This window comes from Comamonas humi, from assembly GCF_054782535.1.
The window spans coordinates 201,865-220,203 of the sequence record NZ_BAAGSH010000008.1; the positions used below are offsets into that span (position 1 = coordinate 201,865).

The window sequence follows — 18,339 nt, forward strand, 5'->3', positions numbered from 1 at the left end:
GAACGCAACTATGTGTGGAATTGTCGGAGTCGTCAGCAACGCCCCGGTCAACCAATTGATCTATGACGCGCTGCTGCTGCTGCAGCACCGAGGCCAGGATGCCGCCGGCATCGTGACGCAGCAGGAACGCAAGTTCTTCATGCACAAGGCCAAGGGCATGGTGAAGGACGTGTTCCGTACCCGCAACATGCGCGCGCTGCCGGGCAATGTGGGCCTGGGGCAGGTGCGCTACCCCACGGCGGGCAACGCCTACAGCGAAGAAGAGGCCCAGCCTTTCTACGTGAATGCGCCCTTCGGCATCGTGCTGGTGCACAACGGCAACCTCACCAACGCCGTGGAGCTGCGCAAGGAGCTGTTCTCCACCGACCACCGCCACACCAACACCGAGAGCGACTCGGAGGTGCTGCTCAACGTCTTCGCGCACGAGCTGGAGCGCGCCACCCGCGGCGTGCCGCTGCAGAAGGAAGACGTGTTCCGCGCGGTGCGCGCCGTGCACAAGCGCATCCAGGGCTCGTATGCAGTGATCGCGCTGATCGCCGGGCATGGCCTGGTGGCCTTCCGCGACCCGAACGGCATCCGCCCGCTGTGCATGGGCCGCGGCGCCGACGGCACCATCATGGTGGCCAGCGAATCGGTGGCGCTCGAAGGCACCTCGCAGGTGCTGGAGCGTGACATTGCGCCGGGCGAGGCGATGTACGTATCCGCCAGCGGCGAGATCACCTTCGAGCAGTGCGCTGAGAACCCGCAACTGCACCCCTGCATTTTCGAATTCGTCTACCTGGCACGGCCTGACTCGGTGCTCGACGGCATGTCGGTCTACCAGGCCCGCCTGAACCTGGGCGAGACGCTGGCCAAGCGCGTGATCTCCACCGTGCCGCCGAACCAGATCGATGCGGTGATCCCGATCCCCGAATCGAGCCGGCCCAGCGCCATGCAGCTGGCCTACCGCCTGGGCATCCCGTACCGCGAGGGCTTCGTCAAGAACCGCTACGTGGGCCGCACCTTCATCATGCCCGGCCAGGGTGTGCGCAAGAAATCGGTGCGCCAGAAGCTCAACGCCATCGCCAGCGAGTTCAAGGGCCGCAACGTGCTGCTGGTGGACGACTCCATCGTGCGCGGCACCACCAGCCGCGAGATCGTGCAGATGGCGCGCGACGCCGGCGCCAACAAGGTCTACCTGGCCAGCGCCGCGCCGCCGGTGCGCTATCCCAACGTCTATGGCATCGACATGCCCACGGCCAGCGAGCTGGTGGCCCATGGCCGCTCGCTGGAGGACATCCGCGCCTACATCGGCTGCGATGCGCTGATCTACCAGGACGTGGACGCGATGAAGTCGGCCGTGGGCCGCCTCAATGCCGGCGTGAGCGGCTTCGAGGCCTCGTGCTTCGACGGCGTGTACGTCACCGGCAACATCACGGCCGACGGCATCTCGCGCCTCAACGAAGGGCGCACTCAGGCGGAAGAGGACGATGCCGACACCTCGCGCCTGGCGCTGCCGAACGCCGATCTGGCCTGATCCCCGTATTTTTGCGAGCGACGACAAGCATGACTGACAAATCCCTGCCCCCCGGCCTGCGGCCCGAGACGCTGGCCATCCGCGCGGCCATCCCGCCCAGCCAGTACGGCGAGAACTCCGAAACGCTGTACCTCACCACCGGCTTCGTGCAGCCCGATGCCGCCACGTCGGCCGAGCGCTTCGCCAGCGGCGAGGGCTATACCTACGCGCGCACGTCCAACCCCACGGTCACCAGTTTTGAACAGCGCCTGGCGGCGCTCGAAGGGGCCGAGGCCGCCATCGGCGCGGCCAGCGGCATGGGCGCCATCCTGATGATGATCATGGGTCTGCTGAAGGCGGGCGACCATGTCATCCTGTCACGCTCCATGTTCGGCTCCACGCTCAACCTGTTCGCCAAGGAGTTTGGCAAGTTCGGCGTGGAAACCACCTTCTGCTCGCAGACCGATGTGGATGAATGGCGCGCCGCCGTGCGCCCGAACACGAAGCTGCTGTTCGCCGAGACGCCGACCAACCCGCTCACCGAGGTCTGCGACATCGCCGCGCTGGCCGACATCGCCCACCAGGCCGGTGCGCTGCTGGCCGTTGACAACGCCTTCGCCACGCCCATCCTGCAAAAGCCGCTGAGCCTGGGCGCCGACATCGTCATGCACTCGGGCACCAAGTACCTGGACGGCCAGGGCCGCGTGATGGCCGGCGCGCTGTGCGCCAGCAAGCAGCTCGTGACCGAGAAGTTCGCGCCCGTGGTGCGCACCGCCGGCATGGTGCTGTCGCCTTTCAACGCCTGGGTGGTGCTCAAGGGCATGGAAACCCTGGCCGTGCGCGTCAAGGCACATTGCGAAAACACGCTGGCCATCGCCCGCTGGCTGGAGGCGCAGCCCCAGGTCGCCCGCGTGCTCTATCCGGGCCTGCCTTCGCACCCGCAGCACGAGCTGGCGATGCGCCAGCAGAACGGCCTGGGCGGCGGCGTGCTGTCGTTCGAGCTGGCGGGCGACACGCCCGAGGAAGCCCGGGCCAAGGCCTTCCATGTGCTCGACAGCTGCCGGCTGCTCTCGCTGGCCACGAACCTGGGCGACACCAAGACCATCATCAGCCACCCGGCCACCACCTCGCACGGCCGCCTGACCGAGGCGCAGCGCCAGGCCGCCGGCATCAGCCAAGGCGTCATCCGGCTCGCCGTGGGCCTGGAGCACGTGGAAGACATCCAAGACGATTTGTTGCGCGGCCTGTCCAGCCTGAATAAATAGAAATGACCCAAGTACGCACCCGTTTCGCCCCGTCCCCCACGGGCTTCATCCACCTGGGCAACATCCGCTCGGCGCTGTACCCCTGGGCGTTTGCACGTGCCAACCAGGGCGTGTTCATCCTGCGCATCGAGGACACCGACGTGGAGCGCTCCACGCAGGCCTCGGTCGATGTGATCCTCGAAGGCATGGCCTGGCTGCAGCTGGGCCACGACGAGGGCCCGTTCTACCAGATGCAGCGCATGGAGCGCTACAAGCAGGTGCTGGCCACGCTGCTCGACAAGGGCGATGTCTATCCCTGCTATATGAGCATGGAGGAGCTGGACGCGCTGCGCGAAAAGCAGATGGCCAACAAGGAAAAGCCGCGCTACGACGGCACCTGGCGCCCCGAGCTCGGCAAGGTGCTGCCGCCCGTGCCCGAAGGCGTCAAGCCCGTGCTGCGATTCAAGACGCCGCAGACCGGCGTGGTCGGCTGGGACGATAAGTGCAAGGGCCGCATCGAGTTCCAGAACTCCGAGCTCGACGATCTGGTGATCGCCCGCCCCGACGGCACGCCCACCTACAACTTCTGCGTCTGCGTGGACGATATGGACATGGCCATCACCCATGTCATCCGGGGCGACGACCACGTCAACAACACGCCGCGCCAGATCCACATCTTCGAGGCGCTGGGTGCGCACGTGCCGACCTTCGCCCACCTGCCCACCGTGCTCAACGAGCAGGGCGAGAAGATGAGCAAGCGCAACGGCGCCAAGCCCGTCACGCAGTATCGCGACGAAGGCTACCTGCCCGATGCCATGGTCAACTACCTGGCCCGTCTGGGCTGGAGCCACGGCGACGACGAGATCTTCAGCCGCCAGCAGTTCCTGGAGTGGTTCGACCTCGACCACCTGGGCCGCAGCGCTGGCCAGTTCGACGAGGCCAAGCTGCGCTGGGTCAACGCCCAGCACATCAAGTCCACGCCGGACGATGCGCTGGCCGCCATGCTGGTGCCCTTTGTGCAGAAGCTGGGCGTCGACGGCAAGGACCTGGCCGACGGCCGCCTGCCGCGCATCTGCGGCTTGTTCAAGGACCGCTGTGACACGCTGGTGGACCTGGCGCAATGGGCGCGCATGTTTTACCAGGACGTCCAGCCTTCGGCCGAAGACCTGGCGCAGCACGTCACGCCCGCGATCACGCCGGCCATCGACAGCCTGCTGCAGGCCCTGGAGCAGGGCGACTGGAGCAAGGAATCGATCGCCGCTGCCTTCAAGCAGGTGCTCAAGGACCATGGCATCAAGATGCCCCAACTAGCCATGCCGGTGCGGGTGCTGACGGCGGGTACGCCCCATACGCCATCGGTCGATGCCATGCTCGCATTGCTCGGTCGTGAAAAAATTATCGAAAGACTTCAAAAGCGCTGAAATTCATCCTATAATTGCAGTCTTTCGGGAGTCGGATGAAATGCTCAAACGGCTCAAGAAATTTGGGGGTATAGCTCAGCTGGGAGAGCGCTTGCATGGCATGCAAGAGGTCATCGGTTCGATCCCGTTTACCTCCACCAAGTTTTAGGTTACGACCCTATCGTCTAGAGGCCTAGGACATCACCCTTTCACGGTGAGTACCGGGGTTCGAATCCCCGTAGGGTCGCCAAGTTTGCAGCACTTGGCTCGCAAGAGCGCAAAAGCTGTCTGCCAGGAGTGGTAGTTCAGTTGGTTAGAATACCGGCCTGTCACGCCGGGGGTCGCGGGTTCGAGTCCCGTCCACTCCGCCACAGATTCCCTTGGGGGTATAGCTCAGCTGGGAGAGCGCTTGCATGGCATGCAAGAGGTCATCGGTTCGATCCCGTTTACCTCCACCAAGATACAGAACGCAAGTTCTAGGAATTGACCCTATCGTCTAGAGGCCTAGGACATCACCCTTTCACGGTGAGTACCGGGGTTCGAATCCCCGTAGGGTCGCCAAGTCCACAGCGCTTGGCCCGCAAGGGCGCAAAAGCTGTCTGCCAGGAGTGGTAGTTCAGTTGGTTAGAATACCGGCCTGTCACGCCGGGGGTCGCGGGTTCGAGTCCCGTCCACTCCGCCAGATTTCATCGTCGGCAGCCCGCCTGCCGCACAGCCAGTCCTGGTTACGACCCTATCGTCTAGAGGCCTAGGACATCACCCTTTCACGGTGAGTACCGGGGTTCGAATCCCCGTAGGGTCGCCAAGTTTGCAGCACTTGGCTCGCAAGAGCGCAAAAGCTGTCTGCCAGGAGTGGTAGTTCAGTTGGTTAGAATACCGGCCTGTCACGCCGGGGGTCGCGGGTTCGAGTCCCGTCCACTCCGCCATATCGCTAAAAGCCGCTTTGCCAGTGCAAAGCGGCTTTTTCTTTATGCTGGCCCTGTCGGGAACGCGTGCAGCCGCTGCGCCATCCAATGACGGAAGCGCTGGGGCGAGGTCGCCCGCCTGCAATGGCATTCCCGCGCATCCGACAGGAGGTGTCCCATGGCCATGCTCTCCACCCGGCTCCTGCGCCGCGAGCAGATTGCGGAAGGCACGATGGCCTTCCATTTCGAAAAGCCCGCCGGCTTCGGGTTCGTGCCCGGGCAGGCGATGGACCTGGTGCTGCGCCAGCCCGCATCCGCGGCCGATCCGCGCGACGGGGTCCATGCGTTCTCCATCGTCAGCGCACCGCACGAGAACGACCTGACCATCGCCACCCGCATGCGCGATACGCCGTTCAAGAACGCCCTGGGCCGGTTGCCCATAGGCTCTGCCATCCAGATCGACGGCCCCTTCGGCGAGCTGTGCCTGCGGGGCGGCCCCGAGCATGCCGCTGTATGCATTGCCGGAGGCATAGGCATCACCCCCTTCATGAGCATGCTGCGCCATGCGGCGCACGAGCAGTCGCCGCAGCCATTGCGACTGGTTTATGCGAACCACCGGCCCGAGGAGGCGGCCTTCCTCGGTGAACTCAAGCGCATGGAGGTGAAGAACCCGCAGTTCGGCCTGCTCGCTACCATGACACGGCTGGCGCACGCCGGCCTGCCCTGGAGTGGCCACACCGGTGCGGTCGACCGCGAACTGCTCGCGGCGGTGGCCAAGCCGCTGCCCGCACCCATCTTCTATGTGGCCGGGCCGCCGGCCATGGTCGAGTCCATGCAGCAGGTGCTGGCCGACGCGGGCGTGCCGCCGGAGGCCGTGTGTAGCGAAGGATTCGATGGCTATTGAGCCTGCCGTGAGGGAGACCGACATGCAGAACCTGCACACCGGAACCAGAACCAGAACCAGAGCCAGGACCGGCACCGCCGACGCCCTGAGCGATGCGGAACTGGCGCAGCGCGCCGCCGAGGGCGACGAGGGTGCATTCGAGGCCATCATGCGCCGCCACAACCGGCTGCTGTTCCGCACGGCGAGCAGCATCCTCAAGCGCGACGCCGAGGCCGAGGAGGTGCTGCAGGAGGCCTACCTGCGCGCTTGGCGAGGGCTAGATGGCTTTCGGGCCGAGGCCCGGCTGTCCACCTGGCTGGTGCGTATCGTGATGAATGAGGCCTTGGCGAGAGTGCGCCGGCCCCGCGCGCAGGTCGTGCCGTTGGATGCTGCGATGGACGCCATGGTGGTGGAGGGTGACGAGCTGTGGCATGCCGATGCCGATCTGCAGCCCGACCGCATGGCCATGCGCGGCGAGATCCGCCGGTTGATGGAGGCGCGCATCGACATGCTGCCGGACGTGTTCCGCAGCGTCTTCATCCTGCGCGGCATCGAGGAGATGAGCGTGGAGGAGGTGGCGCAGGCGCTGCACATTCCCGAGGCCACGGTGCGCACGCGCTTCTTCCGCGCCCGCAGCCTGCTGCGCGAGCAGCTGTCATGCGAGATCGACATGGCGCTCGCCGATGCGTTCTCGTTTGATGGCGCACGCTGCGACCGCATCGTCGCGGGCGTGCTGGCCCGGCTGGCGCGCTAAGCCGGAAACCAGGAACGCCCGAACGAGCGCCTCCATCCAATGGGCAGAGTGGCTGGTTCTGCATGCCGAGGGTTCGGCACCGCGGCCGCTCCCATCCCGATGGAGGTTCCCCATGTCCTTTCTCCTGATGCCGCATCCCGTGGCGGCCCGCCGCCTGTTTCTGGGACAGTCCGGCCTGGCCCTGTCCGGCGCCGCGGTGGCCTTGCTCGCCGGCCGAGACGTGCTGGCCGCGCAGGCCGGCGCTGGAGCGCAGGACGCCCAGATCCTGAACACCGCGCTGGGTGCCGAGCTGGAGGCCATTGCGGCCTACCAGCTGGGCGCCGAGAGCGGGCTGCTGCAAAAGCCGGTGAAAGAGTTGGCACTCACCTTCCAGAGCCACCACAAGGCGCACGCCGACGTGCTGGCCAAGACCGTGGAAAAACTGGGCGGCAAGCCCGTGGCCGCCAAGGCCCGCTACAGCTTTCCGGTGGACCAGCTGAAGTCGCAGGCCGATGTGCTGCGGTTCGCAGCTGGGCTGGAGCAGGGCGCGGTCAGCGCCTACCTGGGGGCGGTGCCGCTGTTCGACAACCGCGAGCTGTCCAAGGCCGCGGCCAGCATCCTGGGCGACGAGGCCATGCATTGGGCCGTGCTGCGGCAGGCGCTGGGCGATGTGCCGGTGCCGGCGGCCTTCGTGTCATGAGCGCCGTGCGACCGGGGCTGGCCTGGCTGCTTGCTGGCCTGGCGGCCGGTGCGGCGCAGGCCGCCCCGGAGGGCGATGCCGCCCTGGGCCGGCAGGTCTATGCACGCTGCCTGGCCTGCCACGCGCTGGCCTACGACCGGGTGGGGCCGCGCCACTGCGGCTTGCTGGGGCGCAAGGCGGGCAGCGTGCCCGGCTTTGCTTACTCGCCGGCCATGAAAGGGTCGGGCATCACCTGGGACGAGGCCACGCTGAACCGCTTCCTGGCCCAGCCCCTGCAGGCCGTGCCGGGCACGACGATGACCTACGCCGGCGTGCCCGACGCCAAGGAGCGCGCCGACCTGATCGCCTACCTGCGCGCGGTGAACGGCACGCCGGAGTGCCCGCCGCCCGCGCGCTGAAAGTGGGCGCTTATTTCGGCGCCAGGCGCACCGCGCCGTCCAGGCGGATCACCTCGCCGTTGAGCATGTCGTTCTCGACGATGTGCTTGACCAGCTTGGCGTAGTCCTGCGGCGTGCCGAGGCGGCTGGGGAAGGGGATGCCGGCGGCCAGTGCGTCCTGCACCGCCTGCGGCATGCCGAAGACCATGGGCGTGCCGAAGATGCCGGGCGCGATGGTCATGTTGCGGATGCCGCTGCGCGCCAGGTCGCGGGCAATGGGCAGGGTCATGCCGACCACGCCGCCCTTGGAGGCGGAATACGCGGCCTGGCCGATCTGGCCGTCGTAGGCGGCCACGCTGGCGGTGGAGATCAGCACGCCGCGCTCGCCGGTGGGCTCGGGTGCGTTGCCGGCCATGGCGGCGGCGCACAGGCGGATCATGTTGAAGCTGCCCACCAGGTTGACGGTGATGGTCTTGGTGAACAGGTCTAGCGCGTGCGCGCCGTTCTTGCCCACGGTCTTTTCGGCCGGGGCGATGCCGGCGCAGTTCACCAGGCCGAACAGCGGACCCAGCTCCAGCGCCTGGCGCACCACGGCCTCGCCGTCCTCGGCCTTGCTGACGTCGCAGCGTACGAAGGCCGCCTGGCCAGCGCCGCCCAGCTCGGCCGCCAGCGCTTCGCCCTTGTCGGCCTGCAGGTCGGCGATCACCACCTTGGCGCCTTCGGCGCTCAGCATGCGGGCCGTGCCTTCACCCAGGCCCGAGGCGCCTCCGGTGACGACGAATACTTTTCCTGCGATCTGCATGGAGATGTCCCCTTGTGTTGACGTGAACGTAAACCGACATCTTAATCGCAGGGCCTCTCGCAGGAGGTTGCAAAAAGTGCCCCCACGCTTGCTCACTACGTGTAGCCGCTGCCCCCCCAAGGGGGCCGTTTTTTGCCTAGGGGCGGCCCGGCGACAAAAAAGCCCGCGAACGGGCTTTTGTGCATGGGTGTGAGGCGCAGCTTACTGGAAGCCGGCGCGGTCCAGCATCTGCTGCACCTTGCCCATGTTGGCGCCCACGGCGCTGATCGGGATGGTTTCGCTCTTGAAGGGCTTGCCCAGCGTCATGGCCTTCAGTGCCGGGTTGTCGGTCTGCACGCCCTTGGCGACGGGCCACTCGTTGTTGCCGTTGGCAAAGTAGTTCTGCGCCTGGGCGCTGGCCAGGTATTCGAGGAACTTGACTGCGTTCTCGGGGTGCTTGGCGTACTTCGCCACGGCGCCGCCGGCGATGTTCAGGTGCGTGCCCCAGCTGTTCTGGTTGGGGAAGACCACGCCCACCTTGTTGGCGGCCGCCACGTCCTCGGGGTTGGACGAACGCAGCATGCGCGCGAAGTAGTAGCTGTTGGTGACGGCGATGTCGCACTCGCCCGCCGCCACGGCCTTGATCTGGTCGGTGTCGCCGCCCTTGGGCGCGCGGGCCAGGTTGTTCTTCACGCCCTGGATCCATTCCTGGGCCTTGGCCTCGCCCATGTGCTCGGTGATGGCGCCGAACAGGCTCAGGTTGTAGGGGTGCGAGCCCGAGCGGATGCAGATCTTGCCCTTGTTCTTGGGGTCGGCCAGCTGCTCGTAGTTCTCCACGTCTTCCTTCTTCATGCGCACCTTGCTGTAGGCGATGATGCGCGCGCGGGTCGAGAAGCCGAACCACGAGATGCCGCCATCGGCCGCGGGCTGGCTGCGCAGGTTGGCGGGGATGGCTTCTTCCAGCGCCTGCGAGCGGATGGGCTTGAACAGGTCGTCCTTCTCGCCGCGGTACAGGCGCGCGGCGTCCACCATCAGGATCACGTCGGCCGGCGAGGCCGAGCCCTCGGCCTTCAGGCGGGCGACGATGCCGGCGTCGTCCGAATCCACGCGGTTGATCTTGATGCCGGTGGCCTTGGTGAAGTTGTTGTACAGGTCCTCGTCGGTCGAGTAGTGGCGCGCCGAATAGAGATTGAGAACGGCTTCTTCGGCATGGGCCGCGGCAGCGGAGAACACGGCGCAGGCCAGCGCGATGGCTTTGAGCGAGGAGGTCATGTACGGATGGGTAGCTGAGGGTTGGTGTGGGCGAGATGATAACTTAAGCGAGAATCATTCTTATTGCAGGAATGACCTTAGGGCCTGTTCACCTAAAACTGGGAGTGCGAAGGATGAATGCCGGGATGCAGTGCTAGACGCAGTGCCCAGCCAATAGCCGCAGCTATTGGTTGGGTGCTGCAACACCGCAATGCGCCCGGCATTCGTCCTTCCCTTCGGGTTGCCCCGCCGTGGGGCGCCTGCTTTGTCGCTCGGCATCCCCAATAGCTGCGGCTATTGGGAATACCAAGCTTCGCGCATCCATCCCCACGGCGGGGCAACGCATCTCCCAGTTTTAGGTGAACAGGCCCTAAGCCTGCATCCGCGCCGCCTCGGCCATGCGCACTAGTACCAGCAGCGCGCGGTTGGCCGGCGTGGCCACGTCCAGCGCGGCGCCGCGGCGCACCACGTAGCCGTTCAGGTGCTCGATCTCGGTGGGCTTGGCCAGGGCCAGGTCCTGCGCGGTGGACGAGCGCTGGCCGGGCATGGTCTCGGCGATGGCGCGCACGGCGGCGTGGATGTCGCCGGGCAGCTGCACGCCGTCTGCGCGCGCCACGGCCAGGCATTCGGCCACCAGGTCGGCGATCACCTCGGTGCAGCCGGGCTGCTGCACCAGCCAGCCGTAGGGCTGCTGCACCAGGGCCGAGAGCGCGTTGTAGGCGCAGTTGATGACCAGCTTGGCCCACAGCTCGCCGCGCACCTCGCCCGACACCCGCGTCGGGATGCCGGCCTCGCCCAGCTCGCGCGCGGCGCGCTCGCTGGCAGGCGACGGGGCGATCACCAGCTCGCCGCGGCCGAAGTGCCGTACATGGCCGGGCCCGGCCATGGCGGTGGCCACGTAGACCACGGCGGCGGCCACCGGCTGCGCGGGGCCGAGCACCGCGCGCACGCGCTCGTCGTTGTCCACGCCGTTCTGCAGTGTCAGCACCAGCGCGCCGGGCGCCAGGTGCGGCTGCAGCTGCCGCGCGGCGTCTTCGGTGGCGGTGGATTTCACGCACAGCAGCACCAGCTCGGCGCCTTGCGCGGCGCTGGCCTCGGTGCTGGCGGCCAGCGGCACGTAGCTGTCCTCGGTGGCGGTCTGCAGGCGCAGGCCGTGCTCGGCGATGGCCTGCACATGGGCCGGCCGGGCGATCAGCGTGACCGCGTGGCCGGCGCGCGCGAGCAGGGCGCCGAAGTAGCAGCCCACGGCGCCCGCGCCCATGACGGCGACGCGCAGTCGTGCGGCGGCTGCGGTCATGGCTGGGCGGGACGGATCGCGCTCTTGGGGCGGAAGGCTTTGCACACCTCGGGGCGGCTTTCGAGGTAGGGGCCGCCGATCAGGTCGATGCAGTAGGGCACGGCCGCAAAGATGCCGGGCACGAGCTGCTGGCCTTGTTCGTCCTTCAGGCCTTCCAAGGTCTCGGCGATGGCCTTGGGCTGGCCGGGCAGGTTGATGATCAGGCAGTTGCCGCGGATCACCGCGACCTGGCGCGACAGGATGGCCGTGGGCACGAAGCGCAGGCTGATCTGGCGCATCTGCTCGCCAAAGCCCGGCATCTCCTTGTCGGCCACGGCCAGCGTGGCCTCGGGCGTCACGTCGCGCTTGGCGGGGCCGGTGCCGCCGGTGGTCAGCACCAGGTGGCAGCCGGCGTCCACCAGCTCGATGAGCGTGCGGCTGATGAGCGCCTGCTCGTCGGCGATCAGGCGCGGCTCGAAGGCGATCGGGTTGTGCAGCGCGCGCCCCAGCCAGTCCTGCAGCGCGGGCAGGCCCTGGTCCTGGTAGACGCCGCTGCTGGCGCGGTCGCTGACCGAGACGATGCCGATCTTGATGTTCTCAAAATTCATAGCTGTTGGCGCTTGCGTAGCAAGGGTTGGAGGCTGATTTTTCTCAAATTTCGTCGTCGGCATCGTCGCCGGCCGGCGCGGCGCCGGGCTTGGCGTGGGCGGCATCGAGCCGCTCGCGCACCAGCTGGAACAGCTCGCGGTAGGCGCGGCCCTTGCGCGGTGCCAGCCCCTGGGACTCGGCGGCGTTGTCGGCCGGCGGCGCATCCTTGCGGGCCTGGCGCACCAGGGCGCGCAGCTGCTGGATGTCGGTCTGCGGGAACTCGTTGATCCACAGCGACACGGCCTCGTCGCCCACGATCATGCGGTCGCGCCACTGCTCGGCCATGTGCAGCAGCACCTTCTCGGCGGCCGAGCCGTCGCGCTGCTCGTCCAGCGCGGCCTGGATGGCCTCGACCTGGGCGTCCTCGAGCTTGCGCATCAGCTTGCCGATGAACTGCATCTGGCGGCGCTTGCCCTCGAAGTTGGTGATGCGCTTGGCCTCGGCCAGCGCGTCCTGCAGCTTGTCGGGCAGCTGCAGGCGGTTGAACAGGTCGGCGCGCAGCGTCAGCAGGTCCTTGCCGAGGTCTTGCAATGCATCCATCTCGCGTTTGAGATCGGTCTTGCTCGACTCGGTCGTGCCTTTGAGCTCGGCTTTCAGCTCCAGGTCCAGTTCGCTGCCTTCGGCAACGAAGTGGCCTTTGACGAAATAGCCTTTTTTGGGTTTTCTTGACATGGGAGAGGGGAAAAAATCAAAAGGCAGTCGCTCCAAGAGCGCCGCCGCAGTTCAGTATCATAGCGGCCAGTATGACCAAGACCCGAACCCGCACCCCGCGCACGGCTGCCCAGCCGGCGCAAACCGGCTTCAGCTACAGCCGCGAATTCTTTCAAGACCTGGTGGAACAGGCGCTGGCCCATGCCAAGCATCTGGGCGCCAGCGACGCGGGAGCCGATGCCTCGGAGGGCGCGGGCCTGTCGGTCAGCGTGCGCAAGGGCGAGCTGGAGACCGTGGAGCGCAACCGCGACAAGTCGCTGGGCGTGACGGTCTACCTCGGCCAGCGCCGCGGCAATGCCAGCACCTCCGATTTCTCGACCGAAGCCGTCAAGCGCACGGTGCAGGCGGCCTACGACATCGCCCGCTTCACCGCCGAAGACCCGATGGCCGGCCTGCCCGACGCGGGCGACATCGTGGCCGCCGGCGAGCAGCGCGACCTGGACCTGTTCCACCCCTGGGCCATCGACAGCGAGGCCGCGGCCCAGCTGGCGCTGGAGTGCGAGGCCGCGGCGTTCTCGACCGATGCGCGCATCACCAACAGCGAGGGCGCGGGCGTGTCGGCGCAGCAAAGCCATTTCTACAGCGCGCACACGCGGGGCTTCGCGGGCGGCTATGCCAGCTCGCGGCACAGCGTGTCGGTGGCGCCCATCGCTGGCACTGGCGCCGACATGCAGCGCGATGCCTGGTACACCTCCATGCGCAACGCCAAGGACCTGGCGCCGCCGCAAGTCGTGGGCCGCTATGCCGCCGAGCGTGCGCTCAGCCGCCTGAATGCGCGCAAGATCCCGACCACCGAATGCCCGGTGCTGTTCGAGGCGCCGGTGGCCGCGGGCCTGATCGGCAGCTTCGTGCAGGCCATCAGCGGCGGCGCGCTGTACCGCCACAGCTCGTTCCTGATGAACTCGCTGGGCAAGCGCGTGTTTCCCAAGCACATCCACCTGCTCGAAGACCCGTTCGTCATCGGCGGCAAGGGCAGTGCGCCGTATGACGACGAAGGCGTGCGCGTGCAGCCGCGCAGCGTGGTCGAGGACGGCCGGGTGCAGGGCTATTTCCTGTCGACCTACTCGGCGCGCAAGCTGGGCATGAAGACCACCGGCAACGCCGGCGGCGCGCACAACCTGGTCTTCAACTCCAGCAAGACGCGGCCCGGCGACGACTTGGCCGCGATGCTGCGCAAGCTGGACACGGGCCTGTTCGTGATCGAGCTGATGGGCCAGGGCGTGAACCCGGTGACCGGCGACTACTCGCGCGGCGCCAGCGGCTTCTGGGTCGAGAAGGGGCAGATCGCCTTCCCGGTGCAGGAGATCACCATCGCCGGCAACCTCAAGGACATGTTCAAGGGCATCGAGGCCGTGGGCTCCGACGTGTACGACGCGGGCTCGCGCGCCGTGGGCTCCATCCTGGTCAACCGCATGAAGGTTGCGGGCAGCTGAAAAACCATAGCTGTTTGCGCTTGGTATGCAAGGGTTTCAAATAGAAATGCATTTGAAATGCTTGTGCAGAAAGCGCTAGCAGCTATCAATTTGACAGGGTTCATCCATGTTCACCGGCATCATCCAGGCCGTGGCGCGCATCGCCGCGGTGCGCGACACCCAGGGCCTGCGCACCTTCGAGGTCGAGTTTCCCGAGGGCTTCTGCCAGGACCTGGCGATTGGCGCGAGCGTCTCGCATGACGGTGTCTGCCTCACGGTCACCGAGCTGATCGACGCCCGCCACGCCAGCTTCGACGTGATGCAGCAGAGCCTGAACATCACCACGCTGGGCGGCCTGCAGGTGGGCTCGCCGGTCAACGTCGAGCGCGCGGCCAAGGACGGCGCCGAGATCGGCGGCCACCCGCTTTCGGGCCATGTGGACTTCACCGGCACGCTGGCTCAGGTGCGCGAGTTCGACAACAACTACGTGATGCGCGTGTCGGTGCCCGAGCCCTTCCGCCGCTACGTGTTCGCCAAGGGCTACATCGCCATCAACGGCGCCAGCCTGACGGTGGCCGAGGTCAATCGCCGCGAGGGCTGGTTCGAGGTCTGGCTCATCCCCGAGACCCGGCGCATGACGGTGTTCGAATCCAAGCGCGTGGGCGACGGGCTGAACATCGAGATCGAGCGCGGCACCCAGGTGGTGGTGGACACGGTGCGCGAGGCCGTCGACGAGAGCCTGGGCGCGCTCAAGCCGGTGCTCGAGGCGCTGCTGCGCGAGAAGGGCCTGTCGCTGGACGAGCTGGTCACGCCGCCCCAGCTGCCGCGCAGCTGATGTCCCCCAGGCTCTTGCGCCGAGCGCGGAGCCTCCCACAATAGCCGGCAATCGCCAGCCGGAGACACCGTGGGAATACTGCACAACTGTTTGTCCATCGCCGACCTGGAGCGCGCCGCACGCCGCCGCATGCCCGACTGCGTGCGCGGCTATGTCTGCGGCGGCACGGAGGACGGCGCCTCGCTGGCCGAAAGCCTGCAGGCCTTCCGCCGCCTGGGCTTCGTGCCCCGCGGCCTGCGCCGGGTGGACCAGCGCAGCGCCGACACCACGCTCTGGGGGCAGCGCTATTCGCTGCCACTGGGCTTTGCGCCCACCGGCTTCGCGGCCATCGTGATGCAGGACTGCGACGCCGCGCTGGCCGCCGTGGCGCGGCAGCAGCAACTGCCCTTCGTCATCAGCGGTGCCTCGACCGTGCCGCTGGAGCGGCTGCAGCAGATCAACGACGGGCACTGCTGGTACCAGGCCTACCTGCCGGGCAACCTGGCGCGCATCCGGCCGCTGCTCGAACGGCTGGAGCGCGCCCGCATACCGGTGCTGGTCATCACCATCGACACCTGCGTGGGCGCCAACCGCGAGAACCTGCAGCGGCTGAAGTTCACCGTGCCGTTCCGGCCCAGCTGGCGCCTGCTGGCCGACGGCCTGCGCCATCCGCGCTGGACGGCCGGGGTGTTCCTGAAGACCATGCTCGGCGAAGGCATTCCGCGCTTTGCCAACCTGGCGCACGAGGGCGGGCCGGCGATCACCGCCGAGCCGCCCCACGGCTTTCGCGGCGAGCGCGACCAGCTCGACTGGGACTGCGTGGCGCAGATCCGCGCGGCCTGGAAGGGCCGGCTGGTGCTCAAGGGCGTGATGCACCCGGACGACGCGCGCCTGGCCGTGGCGCAGGGCGTGGATGCGGTCGTGGTCTCCACCCACGGCGGGCGCCAGCTCGACGGCTGCATCTCGCCGCTGCAGACGCTGCCCGAGATCCGCCGCGCGGTGCCGGCGGATTTTCCGTTGTTCATCGACGGCGGCTTTCGCCGCGGCACTGATGTGCTCAAGGCCCTGGCCCTGGGTGCGCAGATGGTCTTCACCGGCCGGCCGCAGCTCTATGGCGCCGCCGTGGCGGGCCAGGCCGGCATCGCGCATGCGGTGCAGATCTTCCGCCAGGAGATCCTCACCGACCTGGCCCTGCTGGGCTGCAGCAGCCCGGCCGAGGTCACGCCCGACCTGCTGCGGGAATGCGGCGACTTCGCGGCGCTGCGGCCCGCTGCCGCTAGCGCCTGAGCTGCGTGGGCAGCCGCAGCGACACCGTGGCCGCCACACCCAGCAGCGCGGCCGCGGCGCCGAAGGCGATCCAGTGCGTGCCGAACTGCTCGTAGGCCCAGCCGCCAAGCCAGCTGCTGATCATCGCGCCCACCTGGTGGCCCACATAGGCCCAGCCGTAGAGCAGGCCCACGAGCTTGACGCCATACAGGTCGGCCAATATGGCCGACGACGAGGCGATCGAGCCCGCCCACACGATGCCGCCGATGGCCGCCACCGCATAGAGCTGCCAGTGGTGCACCACCGCCACCAGCCCCACGAAGCCCAGGCCGCGCACCAGGTAGATCACCGCCAGGATGTAGCGGCGCGGCACCCGGTCGGAGAGCTTGCCCAGCGCCAGCGTGCTGAAGATGGCCACCAGGCCGATCAGCCCGATGCCGCCGGCGCTGCTGCCGGCGTCGAAGCCATGGTCCATCAGCATGGGCACGCCGTGCGTGCCCAGCAGGTTCATGCTGAAGCCGCAGGCGAACAGGCCCAGGAAGATCTGCCAGAACGGCGTGGTGGCAATCGCCTGCATGAAGCGCAGGCTGGCCGGGGCCGCCGCGACGCCGCTCGAGGCCGCAGCTGCTGCCTGCGCCTGGCGGGCGGCGATCTGCTGCGGCAGCAGGTCGGCGTGCTCGGGCGCCTGGTCGCGCACCACCCAGCAGGCCATCGCCGCGACGATGACGGCGAACACCGCGGCAAAGCCCATCAGCGTGTACTGCCAGCCCGAGTGGCCGATGGTGTAGGTGAACACCGGCGTCATCACCGCGATGCCGGCCATGGAGCCGGTCGAGAGGCAGAACAGTGCCATGCCGCGCTGGCGCGTGAACCAGCGGCTGATCATCGGCGTCACTGCCACCGGGCTGGTGAAGGCCAGGCCCAGCGACAGCGCCACGCCGTAGGCCCAGAAGAAGCTCCACGGCGTGCGCGCGTAGATCGTCCAGATGCACGACAGCACCACCGCCACCGCGCCGAACAGCAGCACCGCGCGCGTGCCCCAGCGCGCCACCGCCCAGCCGGCCACCGGCATGCCCAGGCCATAGCACAGCATGCCGATGGCGACGATGGACGACAGCAGGCTGCGGCTGAAGCCCAGGTCCTGCGCCATCGGCAGCATGAACGGGCCTATGCCCATGCGCATGCCGACGGTGAGCAGGGTCAGCACCGTGGACGCCGCCACGATGACCCAGCCGAAATACAGGCCGTCCGCCGGCTGCGGCGCTTGCGGGGACGGGGAGGCGGAAGGGCCCGAGGGCGCGGCAATGGAGGTCATGGCGCAGGCGGCTGGTGCTCTGAGGATGTGCGGATGATAGGCCCCGCGCGCGCGGGGCCATGTCCCGCCGGCGGCATCAGTCCGCCTTCACGCCGAGGGACTTGGCCAGCGGCATCCACTGCTTGCGCTCGGCATCGATGAACTGCCCCAACTGCTGCGCCGAACCCGGCATGGGCATGGCGCCGATGTTGCGCAGCTTTTCCTGCACCTCGGGCTTGGCCAGGGCCTGGTTGATGGCCTGGTTCAGCGACTCGATGGCCGTGGCCGGCGTGCCCGTGCGGGCCATCACGCCGAACCAGGCACTGGCTTCCAGGCCCGGGTAACCCAGCTCAGCCAGCGTGGGCACGTCGGGCAACTGCGCGAAGCGCTGCGCATCGAGGATGGCCAGCGGAACGATGCGCCGGGCCTTGGCCTGCTGCATGCACGAGGGCAGGGCGTCGAACATCAGGTCCACGTTGCCGCCCATCATGCTGACGATGGCCGGCGCGCTGCCGGCGAACGGCACATGGGTGACCTTGAAGCCCAGCTTGCTGCTCGCGTACTCGCCGGCCAGGTGGGTGATGTTGCCGCTGCTGGCCGAGCCCATGGTGAGCTTGCCGGGGTCCTTCTGCCCCAGCGCGACCAGCGCCTTCACGTCGGCCGCGCCAAGGTCCTTGCGGGTGACCAGCAGCAGCGGCGACTTGCCCATGCCGGCCACCGGCACGAAGTCCCTGGCCGGGTCGTAGGCCATCTTGCTGTAGATGGCCTGGTTGATGACCATGGGCGCATTCGCGCCGACGAAGAAGGTCGTGCCGTCGGCCGGCGCGTGCAGCACGGTCTCGGCGGCGATCATGCCGGCCGCGCCACCCTTGTTGTCTATCACCACTGGCGTGCCCAGCACGGCGGCGGCGTCGGTCATCACGATGCGGGTGATCTGGTCTGCCGCGCCGCCCGCGGGGTAGGGCACGACGATGCGCAGCGGCGGCTTGCCCTGGGCCTGGGCGAGAGGTGTGAAAGGCACAGCGGCCGCCACGGTGGCGGCCGCCAGGAAGTCGCGGCGTTGCATGCAGGTCTCCTGATCGGTATCGGTGGTTCTGTGGGCCGCAGGTGCAGCGGCTTGGCCGGCCAGGATACGGAGGGGCTGATAGC

Annotated in this window: 17 protein-coding genes and 8 tRNA genes; 18 read left to right on the plus strand and 7 right to left on the minus strand. The window is 67.8% G+C overall.

The features are described 5' to 3' along the window. Window positions 1–10: 10 nt before the first annotated feature. The 15 genes from purF to ACYVKR_RS10905 all read left to right on the plus strand — a co-directional run bounded on the left by purF (window position 11) and on the right by ACYVKR_RS10905 (window position 7,758). Window positions 11–1,516, plus strand: a complete 1,506-nt coding sequence (gene purF, locus ACYVKR_RS10835) for an amidophosphoribosyltransferase (RefSeq protein ID WP_460480907.1) — start codon at window positions 11–13, stop codon at window positions 1,514–1,516. 29 nt (window positions 1,517–1,545) lie between these two features. After that, on the plus strand, window positions 1,546–2,760 hold the full coding sequence (locus ACYVKR_RS10840; protein WP_460480908.1) for a PLP-dependent aminotransferase family protein: 1,215 nt from the start codon (window positions 1,546–1,548) through the stop codon (window positions 2,758–2,760). Window positions 2,761–2,762: 2 nt separating this feature from the next. Further along, the gene (gene gltX / locus ACYVKR_RS10845) at window positions 2,763–4,160 is read left to right on the plus strand and encodes a glutamate--tRNA ligase (RefSeq protein WP_460480909.1); all 1,398 of its coding nucleotides are present in this window, start codon (window positions 2,763–2,765) and stop codon (window positions 4,158–4,160) included. A gap of 64 nt (window positions 4,161–4,224) precedes the next feature. After that, window positions 4,225–4,300: transfer RNA gene (locus tag ACYVKR_RS10850), tRNA-Ala, on the plus strand. A gap of 13 nt (window positions 4,301–4,313) precedes the next feature. Continuing rightward, window positions 4,314–4,389 (plus strand) — tRNA-Glu (locus ACYVKR_RS10855). A 44-nt stretch (window positions 4,390–4,433) separates the two neighbouring features. Continuing rightward, window positions 4,434–4,510: transfer RNA gene (locus tag ACYVKR_RS10860), tRNA-Asp, on the plus strand. Between the two features lie 11 nt (window positions 4,511–4,521). Continuing rightward, a tRNA-Ala gene (locus tag ACYVKR_RS10865) sits at window positions 4,522–4,597 on the plus strand. A gap of 27 nt (window positions 4,598–4,624) precedes the next feature. Next, window positions 4,625–4,700 (plus strand) — tRNA-Glu (locus ACYVKR_RS10870). A 44-nt stretch (window positions 4,701–4,744) separates the two neighbouring features. Further along, window positions 4,745–4,821: transfer RNA gene (locus tag ACYVKR_RS10875), tRNA-Asp, on the plus strand. A 47-nt stretch (window positions 4,822–4,868) separates the two neighbouring features. Beyond that, window positions 4,869–4,944 (plus strand) — tRNA-Glu (locus ACYVKR_RS10880). Window positions 4,945–4,988: 44 nt separating this feature from the next. After that, window positions 4,989–5,065, plus strand: a tRNA-Asp gene (locus ACYVKR_RS10885). 157 nt (window positions 5,066–5,222) lie between these two features. Continuing rightward, the gene (locus tag ACYVKR_RS10890; RefSeq protein WP_460480911.1) at window positions 5,223–5,948 is read left to right on the plus strand and encodes a ferredoxin--NADP reductase; all 726 of its coding nucleotides are present in this window, start codon (window positions 5,223–5,225) and stop codon (window positions 5,946–5,948) included. Between the two features lie 22 nt (window positions 5,949–5,970). Then, a complete protein-coding gene (locus ACYVKR_RS10895) occupies window positions 5,971–6,681 on the plus strand; it encodes an RNA polymerase sigma factor (RefSeq protein ID WP_460480912.1) in 711 nt (236 codons plus the stop codon). Between the two features lie 112 nt (window positions 6,682–6,793). After that, window positions 6,794–7,360, plus strand: coding sequence for a ferritin-like domain-containing protein (locus ACYVKR_RS10900; protein WP_460480913.1), 567 nt, complete (start codon window positions 6,794–6,796; stop codon window positions 7,358–7,360). A gap of 5 nt (window positions 7,361–7,365) precedes the next feature. After that, the gene (locus ACYVKR_RS10905; protein WP_460480997.1) at window positions 7,366–7,758 is read left to right on the plus strand and encodes a c-type cytochrome; all 393 of its coding nucleotides are present in this window, start codon (window positions 7,366–7,368) and stop codon (window positions 7,756–7,758) included. A 10-nt stretch (window positions 7,759–7,768) separates the two neighbouring features. Here ACYVKR_RS10905 and ACYVKR_RS10910 read toward each other — a convergent pair whose 3' ends face one another. The 5 genes from ACYVKR_RS10910 to yjgA form a co-directional block, all read right to left on the minus strand. Then, window positions 7,769–8,539, minus strand: a complete 771-nt coding sequence (locus tag ACYVKR_RS10910; protein ID WP_460480914.1) for a 3-hydroxyacyl-CoA dehydrogenase — start codon at window positions 8,537–8,539, stop codon at window positions 7,769–7,771. Window positions 8,540–8,740: 201 nt separating this feature from the next. Beyond that, on the minus strand, window positions 8,741–9,790 hold the full coding sequence (locus ACYVKR_RS10915; RefSeq protein ID WP_460480916.1) for a type 2 periplasmic-binding domain-containing protein: 1,050 nt from the start codon (window positions 9,788–9,790) through the stop codon (window positions 8,741–8,743). Window positions 9,791–10,139: 349 nt separating this feature from the next. Continuing rightward, a complete protein-coding gene (locus ACYVKR_RS10920) occupies window positions 10,140–11,066 on the minus strand; it encodes a ketopantoate reductase family protein (RefSeq protein ID WP_460480917.1) in 927 nt (308 codons plus the stop codon). After that, window positions 11,063–11,653 carry a molybdopterin adenylyltransferase gene (gene mog, locus ACYVKR_RS10925; protein ID WP_460480918.1) on the minus strand — a complete coding sequence of 197 codons (591 nt, stop codon included), beginning with the start codon at window positions 11,651–11,653 and terminating at the stop codon, window positions 11,063–11,065. Before mog ends, ACYVKR_RS10920 begins: the two co-directional genes overlap by 4 nt. Window positions 11,654–11,696: 43 nt before the next feature. Continuing rightward, window positions 11,697–12,365, minus strand: coding sequence for a DarP family protein (gene yjgA / locus ACYVKR_RS10930; protein WP_460480919.1), 669 nt, complete (start codon window positions 12,363–12,365; stop codon window positions 11,697–11,699). Between the two features lie 71 nt (window positions 12,366–12,436). Here yjgA and pmbA point away from each other — a divergent pair, with 71 nt between their 5' ends. The 3 genes from pmbA (at window position 12,437) to ACYVKR_RS10945 (ending at window position 15,917) form a co-directional block, all read left to right on the plus strand. Continuing rightward, window positions 12,437–13,837 (plus strand): metalloprotease PmbA/TldD family protein, encoded by a 1,401-nt coding sequence (gene pmbA / locus ACYVKR_RS10935; RefSeq protein WP_460480920.1) that lies wholly within the window; start codon window positions 12,437–12,439, stop codon window positions 13,835–13,837. 106 nt (window positions 13,838–13,943) lie between these two features. Then, on the plus strand, window positions 13,944–14,651 hold the full coding sequence (locus ACYVKR_RS10940) for a riboflavin synthase (RefSeq protein WP_460480922.1): 708 nt from the start codon (window positions 13,944–13,946) through the stop codon (window positions 14,649–14,651). A gap of 69 nt (window positions 14,652–14,720) precedes the next feature. After that, window positions 14,721–15,917, plus strand: a complete 1,197-nt coding sequence (locus ACYVKR_RS10945) for an alpha-hydroxy acid oxidase (protein WP_460480923.1) — start codon at window positions 14,721–14,723, stop codon at window positions 15,915–15,917. Here the strand turns inward: ACYVKR_RS10945 and ACYVKR_RS10950 are convergent. Both ACYVKR_RS10950 and ACYVKR_RS10955 read right to left on the minus strand, forming a co-directional pair. After that, on the minus strand, window positions 15,907–17,211 hold the full coding sequence (locus ACYVKR_RS10950; protein ID WP_460480924.1) for an MFS transporter: 1,305 nt from the start codon (window positions 17,209–17,211) through the stop codon (window positions 15,907–15,909). The genes ACYVKR_RS10945 and ACYVKR_RS10950 overlap by 11 nt on opposite strands. A gap of 76 nt (window positions 17,212–17,287) precedes the next feature. Next, on the minus strand, window positions 17,288–18,256 hold the full coding sequence (locus ACYVKR_RS10955) for a Bug family tripartite tricarboxylate transporter substrate binding protein (RefSeq protein WP_460480925.1): 969 nt from the start codon (window positions 18,254–18,256) through the stop codon (window positions 17,288–17,290). Between the last annotated feature and the right edge of the window lie 83 nt (window positions 18,257–18,339).

Coding starts and splice junctions, on each gene's coding strand:
- yjgA (WP_460480919.1), bottom strand. CDS start 12,365: ATGTCAAGAAAACCCAAAAAAGGCTATTTCGTCAAAGGCCACTTCGTT.
- purF (WP_460480907.1), top strand. CDS start 11: ATGTGTGGAATTGTCGGAGTCGTCAGCAACGCCCCGGTCAACCAATTG.
- ACYVKR_RS10950 (WP_460480924.1), bottom strand. CDS start 17,211: ATGACCTCCATTGCCGCGCCCTCGGGCCCTTCCGCCTCCCCGTCCCCG.
- mog (WP_460480918.1), bottom strand. CDS start 11,653: ATGAATTTTGAGAACATCAAGATCGGCATCGTCTCGGTCAGCGACCGC.
- gltX (WP_460480909.1), top strand. CDS start 2,763: ATGACCCAAGTACGCACCCGTTTCGCCCCGTCCCCCACGGGCTTCATC.
- ACYVKR_RS10940 (WP_460480922.1), top strand. CDS start 13,944: ATGTTCACCGGCATCATCCAGGCCGTGGCGCGCATCGCCGCGGTGCGC.
- ACYVKR_RS10895 (WP_460480912.1), top strand. CDS start 5,971: ATGCAGAACCTGCACACCGGAACCAGAACCAGAACCAGAGCCAGGACC.
- ACYVKR_RS10900 (WP_460480913.1), top strand. CDS start 6,794: ATGTCCTTTCTCCTGATGCCGCATCCCGTGGCGGCCCGCCGCCTGTTT.
- ACYVKR_RS10915 (WP_460480916.1), bottom strand. CDS start 9,790: ATGACCTCCTCGCTCAAAGCCATCGCGCTGGCCTGCGCCGTGTTCTCC.
- ACYVKR_RS10890 (WP_460480911.1), top strand. CDS start 5,223: ATGGCCATGCTCTCCACCCGGCTCCTGCGCCGCGAGCAGATTGCGGAA.
- ACYVKR_RS10910 (WP_460480914.1), bottom strand. CDS start 8,539: ATGCAGATCGCAGGAAAAGTATTCGTCGTCACCGGAGGCGCCTCGGGC.
- pmbA (WP_460480920.1), top strand. CDS start 12,437: ATGACCAAGACCCGAACCCGCACCCCGCGCACGGCTGCCCAGCCGGCG.
- ACYVKR_RS10955 (WP_460480925.1), bottom strand. CDS start 18,256: ATGCAACGCCGCGACTTCCTGGCGGCCGCCACCGTGGCGGCCGCTGTG.
- ACYVKR_RS10840 (WP_460480908.1), top strand. CDS start 1,546: ATGACTGACAAATCCCTGCCCCCCGGCCTGCGGCCCGAGACGCTGGCC.
- ACYVKR_RS10920 (WP_460480917.1), bottom strand. CDS start 11,066: ATGACCGCAGCCGCCGCACGACTGCGCGTCGCCGTCATGGGCGCGGGC.